The 12,867-nt window shown below is 47.6% G+C and carries 14 protein-coding genes and 1 tRNA gene; 9 read left to right on the top strand and 6 right to left on the bottom strand.

The window, feature by feature from the left end; all coding sequences use genetic code 11:
- Positions 1-1,990, bottom strand: a 1,990-nt coding sequence (locus tag VIM72_RS23925; protein ID WP_332005342.1) for a two-component regulator propeller domain-containing protein, incomplete at its 3' end; no start/stop codon positions are given.
- Between the two features lie 190 nt (positions 1,991-2,180).
- Here VIM72_RS23925 and VIM72_RS23920 point away from each other — a divergent pair.
- The gene (locus VIM72_RS23920) at positions 2,181-2,828 is read left to right on the top strand and encodes an NADPH-dependent F420 reductase (RefSeq protein ID WP_332005341.1); all 648 of its coding nucleotides are present in this window, start codon (positions 2,181-2,183) and stop codon (positions 2,826-2,828) included.
- A 117-nt stretch (positions 2,829-2,945) separates the two neighbouring features.
- On the top strand, positions 2,946-3,839 hold the full coding sequence (locus tag VIM72_RS23915) for an alpha/beta hydrolase (RefSeq protein ID WP_332005340.1): 894 nt from the start codon (positions 2,946-2,948) through the stop codon (positions 3,837-3,839).
- A gap of 23 nt (positions 3,840-3,862) precedes the next feature.
- Here the strand turns inward: VIM72_RS23915 and VIM72_RS23910 are convergent, their stop codons facing one another.
- Complete coding sequence (locus tag VIM72_RS23910) at positions 3,863-4,561, bottom strand: hypothetical protein (protein WP_332005339.1); 699 nt, start codon at positions 4,559-4,561, stop codon at positions 3,863-3,865.
- 225 nt (positions 4,562-4,786) lie between these two features.
- On the opposite strand from VIM72_RS23910, the gene VIM72_RS23905 reads away from it, so the two are divergent.
- Positions 4,787-5,158: a VOC family protein gene (locus tag VIM72_RS23905; RefSeq protein ID WP_332005338.1), complete on the top strand. Its 372-nt coding sequence runs from the start codon at positions 4,787-4,789 to the stop codon at positions 5,156-5,158.
- Positions 5,159-5,265: 107 nt separating this feature from the next.
- Positions 5,266-5,715, top strand: a complete 450-nt coding sequence (locus VIM72_RS23900) for a MarR family winged helix-turn-helix transcriptional regulator (RefSeq protein WP_332005337.1) — start codon at positions 5,266-5,268, stop codon at positions 5,713-5,715.
- 133 nt (positions 5,716-5,848) lie between these two features.
- Here VIM72_RS23900 and VIM72_RS23895 read toward each other — a convergent pair whose 3' ends face one another.
- The 4 genes from VIM72_RS23895 to VIM72_RS23880 form a co-directional block, all read right to left on the bottom strand.
- Positions 5,849-6,316, bottom strand: coding sequence for a nuclear transport factor 2 family protein (locus tag VIM72_RS23895; protein WP_332005336.1), 468 nt, complete (start codon positions 6,314-6,316; stop codon positions 5,849-5,851).
- Between the two features lie 67 nt (positions 6,317-6,383).
- On the bottom strand, positions 6,384-6,980 hold the full coding sequence (locus tag VIM72_RS23890) for a Crp/Fnr family transcriptional regulator (protein ID WP_332005335.1): 597 nt from the start codon (positions 6,978-6,980) through the stop codon (positions 6,384-6,386).
- Between the two features lie 99 nt (positions 6,981-7,079).
- Positions 7,080-7,163, bottom strand: a tRNA-Leu gene (locus VIM72_RS23885).
- Positions 7,164-7,277: 114 nt separating this feature from the next.
- Complete coding sequence (locus tag VIM72_RS23880; protein WP_325641449.1) at positions 7,278-8,090, bottom strand: 2,3,4,5-tetrahydropyridine-2,6-dicarboxylate N-succinyltransferase; 813 nt, start codon at positions 8,088-8,090, stop codon at positions 7,278-7,280.
- Between the two features lie 138 nt (positions 8,091-8,228).
- Between VIM72_RS23880 and VIM72_RS23875 the strand changes: the two genes are divergently transcribed.
- The 5 genes from VIM72_RS23875 to miaA form a co-directional block, all read left to right on the top strand.
- Positions 8,229-9,371, top strand: a complete 1,143-nt coding sequence (locus VIM72_RS23875; RefSeq protein ID WP_332005334.1) for a glycosyltransferase family 1 protein — start codon at positions 8,229-8,231, stop codon at positions 9,369-9,371.
- Positions 9,372-9,938, top strand: a complete 567-nt coding sequence (locus VIM72_RS23870; RefSeq protein ID WP_332005333.1) for an L-threonylcarbamoyladenylate synthase — start codon at positions 9,372-9,374, stop codon at positions 9,936-9,938.
- A 69-nt stretch (positions 9,939-10,007) separates the two neighbouring features.
- Positions 10,008-11,444: a CCA tRNA nucleotidyltransferase gene (locus VIM72_RS23865; RefSeq protein ID WP_332005332.1), complete on the top strand. Its 1,437-nt coding sequence runs from the start codon at positions 10,008-10,010 to the stop codon at positions 11,442-11,444.
- Positions 11,445-11,545: 101 nt separating this feature from the next.
- Positions 11,546-12,124: an IS1096 element passenger TnpR family protein gene (locus VIM72_RS23860; RefSeq protein ID WP_332005331.1), complete on the top strand. Its 579-nt coding sequence runs from the start codon at positions 11,546-11,548 to the stop codon at positions 12,122-12,124.
- 123 nt (positions 12,125-12,247) lie between these two features.
- On the top strand, positions 12,248-12,867 hold a 620-nt coding region (miaA, locus tag VIM72_RS23855), incomplete at its 3' end, for a tRNA (adenosine(37)-N6)-dimethylallyltransferase MiaA (protein WP_332005330.1).

Genomic DNA, 12,867 nt, shown 5'->3' with positions numbered 1-12,867 from the left:
CCCGTATATTGGCCGGGATGAAATAATTGAATCCGTAAACGCCCCCGAAGTAAAGCCGTCCTGCAGGATCTTTCCAGACTGCCCCATCGCTGAATTCATTGCTTTGCAATCCATCGGCTTCCTGGAAGTGTGATATTTCGGCAGTAGCGGGATTGATGCGCGCCAGTCCTTTATTGGTGCTTACCCAGATCAGGCCGTCGTTGTCCTGCGTAATGGCATGAATGGTATTATTGGGCAGGCCGTTGCCGGTATTATAGCGGGTAAATACCGGTTGTGGCTTACTGATATCTACTTCTGCAATATAATTCAACCCGTAACTGGTACCTATCCATAACCGCTGTCTGGTATCGCGGTAAAGCGCCAGTACATCATTATGTGACAGGCCGCCTTCATAACTAAAGGCCTTAAACACCTGGAATTTTTGCTGGGTTTTGTTGAAGAGGTTAAGTCCGCCATAGCGGCAGCCAATCCACAGTGAGTTAGCAGGACCGGGCGCCAGCGAATAAATAATATCGTTGGCAGGACCGCTGCTGCCGCCATTGAATGTATACTGATGGAATGCCGTTACCGCCATGGCGCTGCCCTGCCGCTGAATGCGCAGATGTACCAGTCCATACCCGCTGGTGCCCAGCCACAGGGAGCTATCGGCATCCGGTAGTATGGCATATACGGAGCCAAACACCGGCAGTTTACTGCTGCCCTTTACCTGTGGCCAGTTGATGAAGCGTTTATGCAGCTGGTCATAAAGTGAAAGCCCTTTGCCATCAGTACCTATAAAGATGATGCTATCCATACCGCGGCAAAGCGCAAACACGGAATTATCGTCCAGTTCATTTGAAAACAATTGCTGATGCGTGGTAGCAGGCTGCCGGGTAAAACCGGGAAAACAGATGATACCGCTGCCTTTGGTGCCCACCCAAAGATCGTTGCCATTAGCGCAGAAGGCGCGTATGGGCTTATTAAAAGCAGCGCCGCCGGTGGTCCGGTTTACCGTGCCGAAGAACTTTGTTTGCGGGTATATTTTGATGATACCGTTGCCATCTGTGCCGCACCACAATTCCTGTTCATCGCCGGCGGCCCATGATATGATCTTCATGTCCTGCAGCTGCCGTGTGGCTTCAGGCAACAGCTGCACAGGCCGGAACTGCGCATCATACTCGCCAAAGCCTTGTGTGGCCCAGGCAAGCAGGTAATGCCGGTTGTAGATGGTCATAGCGTTTACCGCATGTGGCAGCAGCGCCTGCAGCTGTGCCTGGTGGGTGCCTGCCGATACCGCCATCAGTTCATGCGCGGTAGTGGTAAAAAAGATCCTGCCGTTAACAGAGAACAGGGCCTGCACATTGGTGTAGCGTTGAAGTAGGGGCCATTGCGCCTGCCAGTCGGCATATATTTCCAGGCTGCCATCGCCGCGGAGCACCCACAGGTGATTGGCGCTGTCGAATACCGCTTTGCTGATGCGGTTGTTACCGGTGGGAAGCGGGCACACCACAAAAGAATCGGCGGCAGCGTTGTAACGGGTAAGCCCTTCCTGCCGGCTGAGGCAATAAAGCTGCCCGGCGGTATCGGCAATCAGCCGGTATTCCTGCTCGCTGATGCGGCTGTGTTGTTGGCGGCTGTAAAAGTAGTTATAGAATTTCCCGCTTTGTTTATCGTACCGGGAAACTCCTTCGATAGTGCTGAGCCAGATGCGATGCTGGCCGTCTTCCGTTACCTGCAGCACTACATTATTACCGATGCTGTGCAGCGGGTTGTCTTTGCTGTAATTAAACACATGAAAGGCGGTGCCGTCGTACATATTCAGCCCATCCCAGGTGGCGGCCCACAGCAGCTTATCTGAATCGAGGAACAGGGAATTAACTGCGCTGTTGGAAAGGCCGTTGCGGTTATCAAGTTGTTGTATATAGTAGGAAGCTGTATCACCCGCAAAAACAGCTGGCGCACAGGTGAACATACAGATCAGCAGGGAACAGATCAGAGACAATCGCTTCATAACGTGCCGGTTTACGGTGGCATTGCCGTTTGTTAAGGTACTAAATTTCTGCTTGTGAAGGAGGGGAGATGGATAAACGGGTACTTAATTATCAGCACTAAAATTTGTATCTTCTCACCCGTTATACTCCTGATACTTATACAACAGACCGGCATTCCTCAATTTTTAAATTTCTCAAAACATTTTAACCATGAAAATTGGTGTTATAGGTTCCGGCGAAGTAGGACAAACACTGGGAACCGCATTTTTAGCAGAAGGGCATGATGTAATGCTGGGTACCCGCGACCCTGAAAAAGATGCTGTGAAGAAATGGAAAAATGAAAACCCAAAAGGACAAACCGGGACTTTTGATGCTACTGCCCGGTTTGGTGAATTGCTGATCCTTTGCGTGGCCGGCGGCGGGGCTGCATCTGCGGTGCAACAGGCCGGGGTAGGTAACTTTAGCGGTAAAGTAGTGATTGATACTACAAATCCTATTGCCGGTCCGCCACCTGAAACGGGGGTGCTGCAGTTTTTTACGGAACAGAACAGTTCGCTGATGGAAAAAATACAGGACCTTATTCCTGATGCCAATGTTGTAAAGGCTTTCAACAGCGTAGGAAATTTAATGATGTATAAACCACAGCTACCCGGTGGAGTACCTACCATGTTTATTTGCGGCAATAGCACTGCAGCCAAAACAACGGTAACGGATATACTGACCAGTTTCGGATGGGAGACGGAAGATATGGGCGTTGCTGCGGCGGCCCGGGCTATAGAGCCGCTTTGCATGTTGTGGTGCATACCTGGCTTTTTGCATAACAGGTGGAATCATGCGTTTAAATTGCTGAAGCCGTAGGGAGCCCGGCTGTTTGACATCTCTGTTTCTTCTGGTGCAATAATTGCGCTTTTTTCCGGCATATCTGGAGTGGAAGATATTGCTACCTGTTAGCAACCTTCAATTCAACATGACAATATGAAAGATAACAGCGAATTATTGGCAACTCATTATGAAGACCTGCCAGGTGCGCAAATCGCCTATAGCATTGCCGGCAACGGGCCGCCCTTGTTGCTGCTGCACGGGTTCCCGGAAACGCATGCCGCCTGGTTGCAGGTTGTTCCCTTGTTAGCCCCGGCGTTTACCCTGGTAATGCCAGACCTGCCAGGTTACGGCGATTCGCGTATTACAACCGGAGGAGGCGATGAACGCTATACCAAACAAAATATGGCGCGTTTACTCGTGGCATTTATGGAACAGCTTGGGTATCCTGAGTTCTTTGTGGCGGGGCATGACAGGGGTGGAAGGGTTGCTTTTCGCATATGCCTGGATTTTCCACACCGGGTATGGAAAGTTGCCATGCTTGACATTATAACCACCGCAGATATTGCGGATAGGATGAACTTTTCGCTTGCGGGCTCACTGGCGAACTGGTGGTTTATGGGGCAACCACATCCCTTACCGGAAACTATACTGGCGGCAAGCCATGATTTCTACCTGGACTATATCCTTAACAAATGGTCGGGCGGTAAAACATTTATGTTACCGGCTGTGCGTGATGAATATTTTCGTTGTTTTCGCAGGCGTGATGTTATAGACGCAGTGTGCGCAGAATATCGTGCAGGTAATTTGCTTGATCTGCAGGCAGAACGTGAAAGCAGGGATAACGGTCTGCGTATACAGTGCCCGTTATTGGTGCTCTGGTCCGACGATGGGTTCGTAACAGGCTTTGGAGATCCAATTTCTATATGGCAACAGTGGTGCGTGGAGGTGACCGGTGAACAACTGACCGCCAGCCACTTTTTAATGGAGGAACAACCTGTTGTTACCGCCAATTGTTTGCAGTCGTTCTTTTCCGGGGTTGCAGCGTAAAAAGGGATTGGCTTAATGCGTATTCAACAAATCATCAGCAACCTATGCTCCCCCGGTTTCTCCTTTGGCGCCCTGTGCAAACAAGGGGGCACCTGGCTCTCCGGATGATCAACCGCTAACCTCCATAGATGGCCCTGGCCTGCGCTTGTTGGCCGCGCGCCGGGTTTGGCCTGGTAATGCAGATCAAAGAAATGTTCACTTAAAAATGATTCAAAACCTTCCTCTGCCCCATGATAGAGCTTTCTGAGCTCATCACGTATTTCCGGAATAAGTACTTTCTTTATGCCCTGTGAATTAGGCAGTATTTCACTCGATTCTCCATAGTAAGTGCATAAAAAAGTATCGGTGGGTACCGGAGAGCGATCCACATGAAAGGAATAGACATCAGTCGGAAAAAAAGGGTAGCTGCTGTCCCGGTCATAGTATTGGATCACATTAAGCATAGGCAACGCGCCATGAGCTTTCAATAGCTTCATGTCGTTTAAAAGAATTTCACGGGCAAGTTGTCCTTGTTCGCTCAGCTGAAGTGCAAGAAGTTCTTCCTGTTCAATCTCCGTTATATTTCCGCTTAGCTCCACCTTTTCAACAATCTCAGAAAAATCACCGGTTAGTTTACGGGGCCAGCAAATTGCATTAATTGTTCCGTTAAATGGCGTAGCAACGAGGTCCTCAAAATTCGTGACACAATGAATTTGATTCTCAGCATGAGATAAATCTATCATAATAATAAATAATAATAGCAGGTCTGGCCAGGACAAACTTTTGATAAAGATAACAACAAAAGGCTAACAGCTAATGTCGCACTCCGGGCGACTGCAGATACTACCCTGAAAGCTGCAGGTTTGATAAGGCGACTAACATCCGGACAAATCACCCGGGCTTAAAAATTATTTGTTACTATAGAAATAATCTTTAATTTAGTAGTCGCGACTACTAAATTAAAGATTATGCAGCATCCAACACAACTCAGCTTTATTTCACTCCAGGTGACTGATCTTGAAGCATCGGGGAAATTTTATACTGAGATCCTGAATTTTAAACCTGTTTTAAAATCGCCCCCGGACGCTATTGTATTTGAGCAGAAAAATGGGGCGGCTTTCGCTATCAGAAAACCTATGGTTGAACTTTCCAAAGCAAATTTGCCCGGTTGGGGAGTAGCCATATGGTTTGGAATAGGCAATCTGGATACCTTTTTGGAGAAAAACGGAGGGAAAATTTCTATTGTCAAAGATATCCATCCAACACCTTTTGGCAGGATACTGGTTATATCCGATCCCGATGGTTATGCAATTACCTTACAGGAAACGCAAGATGATTGATGAAATAAAATTCCGGGGAGCGCCTGAAGTGACCACCTTAATACTTAATATTTTTGAGATCAGTAAACATGATTTTGATTTGATTGAATCGTACATGCGCAAATAAGATGGATACACAAAGTCAGATATTCTCCTATACCGAGCCAGAGGAAAATAGCGGGTACCTGCTCTGGCAGGTTACGATGCAATGGCAGTTGAACATGAACAGAGCACTCGGAAAAATGGGGCTCACACTAACTCAATTCTCTTTAATGGCAGGTCTTTATTGGTTGAGTAAAAAGAAACACGCGGTAACCCAACAGCAATTGGCGGATTATGCTAATACCGATAAAATGATGACCTCTAAAGTATTGGCAGTTTTAGAAAAAAAACAAATCATAGAAAGAATAAAAGATCCCGGTGATAGTCGTGCGAAGCAATTAAAAATTACAAACAAAGGTACACAGGCACTACGGGAGGCATATCGTATTGTTAAACAGGTGGATGATGTGTTTTTTAAGAACGTGGTGAAAGACAAGGAGATGTTCGATAGCTTACTAATGAGACTAATAAAGTAAATCTGAACCCAACATAAGACTTTCCTAAAATAGAAAGGAAGCTGTCTCAAAAGTAATTTCAGGCAGCTTCTTTTTTTGTGCCTCATGTAAGGGAACTATCGGACCAGGTACTGACACAGCTGCCGGAGCGGGGTCACTGTTTCCGTGGCAGAAAGGTGGCCTGGAGAGCCAGGAGCTTCCATGCGCCTTGTTCCTTTACATAAGTTTCGGTGGTGCGTTCCCACAGTTCATCGGGTGCAGCTACTGTGCCACGGATGATCTTAATGTGCACGAGCGCGGTGAGCACGGCGGTATTATCATTAATGATCACCTGCTGGTCCTGTGGTGCAAATTCAGGGAATTGCAGGGAAGGGTTCAAGGCAAAACCGTTGATGAATTTATCTTTGTTCCATAGCTCCGCAGTGGCGGAGGTGAAGATAAAATCGTTCTTCAATGATTCGTGCAAAGGGGCGCCATTCTTGTTTTTGACAGCTTCCATGATGGTGCGGTGTAACTGGATAATTGTTTGTTGCATGGTAGTTGTTTTTTCATTTTGTGCATGAAGTTGGAATTGAAATAAGAGCAATAATGACAGGATGATGCCCGGGATCGCTTTCTTCATAGCTATCTTTTTATTGCCGAAGTTAAAACAGGAGGGAGAGTTGGTGCTATAACCCAGGTTATAATCGTTACACGGTGGTATTGATTTTTGCGAGCCTTTTGCGAATCCTGCTGAGGGAGGGCTGTTTAATGCCGATATAGGAAGCCAGATGATAGAGTGGCACGCGCTCCAGTAAGTGGGGATGTGTTTTGGTGAGGTTAATGTATCGTTCGGCTGGCTTTTCAAGCAGCAACATTTCACTGCGTAGTTGTGATGCTATATACAGGTTTTCGGTGGCAATACGTCCGAACCGTTCCCAGGCAGGACTATTGGCAAACAGGTATTGCAGATGTTTATAACTGATCGTTACCAGTTCTGAGTCTTCAAGTGCCTGTATCCATTGCCTGCTGGCTGTTTGTGTAAGAAAGCTGTGGTAGGCTTTGGGCCATTGACCTTCTATAAAAAAGGCGGTGTTGATCTCTTCACCTTCCACCAAATAATAAGAGCGCAGTAATCCTTTTACTACAAATCCTATTTCGCGGTATATTTTTCCTTCTTCTACAAAAAAGGCCGATTTGGCCAGCGTTGTGAGCCCCAGGCCGGGTTCACACAATTGCCAGTCTTTATCCCCGATAGGACTGATCTTATTAACTACATCGCGAAATATTTGAAATGATGTGTGCAAGATGGTATATTATGCAATAAAGATAACGAAAGGAATCAGAGAGGGACAACCCAAAATAAAAAAGCCTCAAGTCATTGGACTTGAGGCTTCTTATTTTCGTGCCCAGAACTGGATTCGAACCAGCACATCCTTGCGAACGCTGCGACCTGAACACAGTGCGTCTACCAATTTCGCCATCTGGGCATCGCATGTCCCCGTAAAGGGATTGCAAAAGTAAACACTTTTTTAAACTAACCAAATTTTTTTTCAGCGCATAAAAAACGGCGCCCCTTACAGGCGCCGTCACTATGAAAAAATTTATACTGCTACATTGAACTCACGCAAGGTGTCGTTCAGGCTGGTCTTCAGATCTGTGGAGGCTTTACGCTGACCAATGATCAGTGCACAGGATACCTGGTATTCGCCCGCAGGGAATTTCTTGGTATAAGTACCAGGAATTACCACGCTGCGCGCAGGTACACGGCCTTTGTATTCAACCGGCTCACTGCCGCTTACATCAATGATCTTAGTGGATTGGGTCAGCACTACGTTAGCGCCCAGTACCGCTTCTTTTTCCACAATTACACCTTCCACTACAATACAACGGGAACCAACAAAGCAGCCGTCTTCAATGATCACCGGGCTGGCCTGTAATGGTTCCAGCACACCGCCAATACCAACGCCGCCGCTCAGGTGCACGTTTTTACCGATCTGCGCGCAGGAGCCTACAGTGGCCCAGGTATCTACCATAGTGCCTTCATCCACAAAAGCGCCGATGTTAACATAAGATGGCATCAGGATACAACCCTTCGCAATGTAAGCGCCATAACGGGCTATCGCATGGGGAACTACTCTTACGCCAAGGTCTTTATAGTTCGACTTCAATCTCATTTTATCATAGAACTCAAACGGAGGTAACTCCATTGTTTCCATTGGCTGAATGGAGAAGTACATTAAAATTGCCTGCTTTACCCATTCGTTCACCTGCCAGCCGTTCTCTGTAGGAGCCGCAACTCTCAGATGTCCTTTATCTACCGCTTCTATCACCGCCTTAACCGCATCTGTGTACTGTGTTTCCTGTAAGAGACTGCGATCAGCCCAGGCAGCCAGTATTTGTTGTTGTAATTCCATTTTTTTTATTTTTTGCAAACATAATAAGTAGAAAATAAAATTACGAATTACAAGGAGGTATTTACGGAAATCTTGTCAGATATACGTAATTCGCCACCCGTAATCCGTAATTTTGTCTTTTGTGGAAGAAACTACTTTATGAAAATAGGATTCGATGCCAAACGCGCGTTCCAGAACGACACCGGTCTCGGGAATTATAGCCGTACGCTGATATCATCTCTGGTAAAGGATTTTCCGGGAGATGAATATTACCTGTTCGCTCCTAAGCAAACTGGTATGTACGATCTTGCTGCCCTGCCGGAGCTGAAAGTAGTAGTGCCCCAACAGCCGCTGTACCGCTGGTTTAAGTCCGCCTGGCGCAGCCGCTTTGTGGTAAAAGACCTGTTGCGTTACAACATCGGCATCTATCATGGCCTTAGTCATGAACTGCCCTTCGGTATCCACAAAAGCGGTATCAGGTCGGTAGTTACCATGCACGATCTTATTTTTGAAAGATACCCGGAACAATATAATCCCATCGATGTGATCACCTACCGGCGCAAAGCCCGCTATGCCTGCCGCGAGGCCGACAGGGTAGTGGCTATCAGCGAACAAACAAAGCAGGACCTGATCACTTATTATCAAACGCCGGCCCATAAGATCGATGTGGTATACCAGAGCTGCGACCCCTCTTTCGCTGTCACCTACCCCGATGATGATATTGCTGAAATGGGCGCGAAATACCGCTTACCTTCACAGTATTTCCTGTACGTAGGCTCGCTGATTGAAAGGAAAAACCTGTTAGGCATCGTAACGGCCATGAATACACTAAAAGGTACGCTGGATTTGCCTTTGGTAGTACTGGGCAATGGCAGCGCTTATAAAAAGAAAGTAAAAGCTTACCTGGAAGCCAATGGGCTCACGCAACAGGTAGTGTTCCTCAACGAACAGGTACGTATTAAAAATAATGAGCTGCCGCTCCTTTACCAGGGCGCCTTGGCGCTCATTTATCCTTCCTTTTTTGAAGGATTTGGCATCCCCATCCTGGAAGCCCTGTGGAGCCGTACACCGGTTATCACTTCTCAGGGCTCCTGCTTTGCAGAAACAGCCGGGGATGCCGCCCTGTACGTAGATCCGCAGGATCCCTTATCCATAGCGGATGCCATGAGGCAGGTGACCACAAATCCTTCCCTGGTGAAACAAATGCAGGAAAAAGGATGGCAGCATGCACAGCGCTTTACCCCCGATAAATGCGCCGCCGCCATGATGAAAGTATATAAACAATTAAATAAGGAAATATAAATGTTTGAAGACGATATCAGTGCAGCCATGCCGGTACTGCGGTCCGGCGGACTTATCCTTTATCCTACAGACACCATCTGGGGCATCGGCTGCGATGCCACTGATGAAGCAGCCGTACAGAAAATTTATGCCCTCAAAAAAAGAAGCGAAAGCAAAAGCCTGGTAATATTGCTGGCCGATGTGAAAGACCTGCTACATCATGTGGCAAATCCCCGGCCTGATATGGCCGATATCATCGCCAGCTTTACCCGCCCCACCACTGTTATTTATGAAGGCGCGCTCGGACTGGCTCCCAATGTGATCAGCGAAGACGGCAGCATCGCCATCCGTATCGTGAAAGATCCCTTCTGCCGCCACCTCATCAAAAGGCTCCGCAAACCACTGGTGTCCACCTCCGCCAACATCAGTGGAGAACCTTCCCCGGCCAGCTTCCGCGAGGTAGCCGCAGAAATCCGGAATGGCGTGGATTATGTGGTGAAATACCGGCAGGAAGAAGATACTGCAGCCGTAGCATCCCGGATCATCCGGATAAACAAAGACGGTTCAATCGTGATAATCCGGGATTAAAATTGTTTATTTATTACATTTGCGCCCTGGTTTCCGACAAAGAATAAAAATTAACAGGAATATTTAAATATGATCAGCAGCAAGCCGTTGGACATACCCTGCTCCCTGCAGGAAAGAAAAGTGCTCGAAAAGATAGCCCTGGCCGCCCATGAACTGGGCGTTCCTGCCTATCTGATCGGAGGCTTTGTGCGGGATAAACTGCTCGGAAGAAAAACAAAAGATATGGACATTGTATGCGTTGGCGATGGGATCGCCCTCGCGCACAAAGTGGCAGAAAGATTAGGAGACAACCTTCCCGTTAACTTCTTCAAAACCTATGGCACGGCCCAGGTGAAACTGAACGACCTGGAAATAGAATTCGTGGGCGCCCGCAGGGAAAGCTATCGCGAAGAATCCCGCAACCCCCAGGTATCCGCCGGAACCCTGCAGGACGACCAGAACCGCCGCGATTTTACGATCAACGCCATGGCCATCAGTCTCCGGGATATAGACTACGGTTCCCTGCTCGATCCCTTTGAAGGGCTCAGCGATCTTGAAAAGAAGATCATCCGCACGCCCCTGGCGCCGGCACAAACCTTCAGCGACGACCCCCTGCGCATGATGCGCGCTATCCGCTTTGCATCACAGCTGCAGTTCACTATAGAAGAAACCGCCTTCAACGCTATACAGGAAAATGCAGAACGGATCAGGATCATTTCCCAGGAAAGGATCTCCGATGAGTTCAATAAAATAATGCTCTCGCCCAAACCCTCGGTAGGACTGGATCTCCTTTATAAATCCGGCCTGCTCAAAATTATTTTCCCCCAGATGATTGATATGGTGGGCGTAGAGATGTACGAGGGAAAAGGGCACAAAGATAATTTTTATCATACCTTGCAGGTGGTAGATAATATATCGGAGAATACTAAGGACCTTTGGCTACGGTGGGCGGCACTGTTACACGATATCGGCAAACCCGCCACCAAAAAATTTGAGCCGGGTCACGGCTGGACTTTCCACGGCCACGACGCAGTGGGCGGTAAAATGGTGCCCCGTATCTTCAGCCGTATGAAATTACCAATGAGCGAAAAAATGAAATTGGTAAGAAAATTGGTAGAGCTTCACCTGCGTCCCATCAGTCTCACTAAAGAGAACATAACAGATTCGGCTATCCGCAGATTGCTCTTCGATGCCGGAGATGATATAGAAGGACTGATGATGCTGTGCGAAGCGGATATTACCTCAAAAAATAAAGCAAAGGTTAAACGCTACCTCGAAAATTTTGAACTGGTCCGCAGACGCCTGAAAGAAGTGGAAGAGAGCGACCGGATCCGCAACTGGCAACCTCCGGTAACCGGGGAAATTATTATGGAAACATTCGGGCTGAAACCAGGAAGGATTGTAGGCGACCTGAAAAACGCCATCAGGGAAGCCATACTGGATGGAGAAATCCCCAATACTTACGAGGCCGCATACGCTTTTTTACTGGAAAAAGCCGGCGCATTGAATCTAAGCCCGGTTAAATAAAATCGGTAATTTTACATTACCATCATAAGATACACTAGCATTCAGGATCCACCGCTTATGGCGGAGTGTTTAATCATTAAATAACTTATAACCTTTTTGTCATGCCGGTTTTGAAATTCAGAGTTTACTGGGAAGAAGATGAAAGTGTCTACAGGGACATTGCCATTAAGCCGAATCAGACGTTTTTATTATTTCATCAGGCAATTTTGCAGTCATTCGAATTTGATTCAAAACACAAAGCCACCTTTTTCCGTAGCAATGATAACTGGCAGCGTGGCCGGGAAATCATCCTGGAACCAGATAATCAACCCCGCAAAGCTGAGCCCCTGCTGATGGCGGATACCATGATTGCTGCTGCTGTAAAAGATCCTAACCAGAAATTTATCTATCTCTACGATTTCGCCAAAAACTGGTCATTTCTCGTAGAGCTTATCGGCGTTTCCAAAGATGAGAACAGTAAGATAACCTATCCTGCCTGCGTACGCAAGGAAGGTCTTGCGCCCAGCCAGTATGGCACCAAAGGCCTGGTAGGTGATAAGCTCGTGGAAATGGAAGAAAAATACGACCTCAACAAAGAAGGAATGGATGCAGAAGGATTTGGTGAAGAGGGAGAAGAAAGCGACGCCATGGGCGGCGATGGAGGAGAAGAATTCGGTGGAGAAGAAGAAAATAACTTTTAAATAATACCATCAGTCATTTTAGGGACCTGTTTATTTTTTGCAGACATCATCCGTTTCATCCACTTTACTGAAATGGCCCGTCTCCGGAAAAATAAACAGGTCCCTAAATATTTACCATTATATATGCAAAAAACTGTCATCATTATTGCAGGCCCTACTGCTTCAGGTAAAACGGCTTTGTCTGTTCAAATGGCACAGCTGTTTAACACGGCAGTGATCTCTGCAGATTCCCGGCAATGCTACCGCGAAATCAGCATCGGTACAGCAAAGCCCTCTGCAGATGAATTGGCGGCAGTTCCCCATTACTTCATCGATTCACACAGTATCCGCGAAGAGGTAAATGCAGGCATATACGAAAAACTGGCCCTCGGTTACGCCCATGAAATTTTTAAAAAGAATGATATCGCCATCATGTGCGGCGGCACCGGCCTATATATCCGGGCCTTTGCGGAAGGTATTGACGATATGCCCCCTATAGCGCCGGGCATCCGTACCCGGCTGAACGAACAATATACTTTGCATGGTATTTCCTGGCTGCAGCAACAGCTACAGGAACGCGATCCCGGCTTTTACGCCATCGCGGAAACACAGAACCCCCAACGCCTCATCCGCGCACTGGAAGTGCTGGACGCCACCGGCCGCTCCATCACCACCTTCCGCAGCGCTACCCGCTCCCCCCGCGATTTCCGGATGATTAAAATAGGCATCACCCTGCCCAGGGAGCTCCTTCATCACAATATCCA

The organism is Chitinophaga sp., from assembly GCF_036569185.1.
In the GTDB taxonomy this organism is placed as follows: Bacteria; Bacteroidota; Bacteroidia; order Chitinophagales; family Chitinophagaceae; genus Chitinophaga.
The sequence above is the reverse complement of the archived record's forward strand: the minus strand, read 5'-3'. Positions and strand labels throughout refer to the sequence as shown.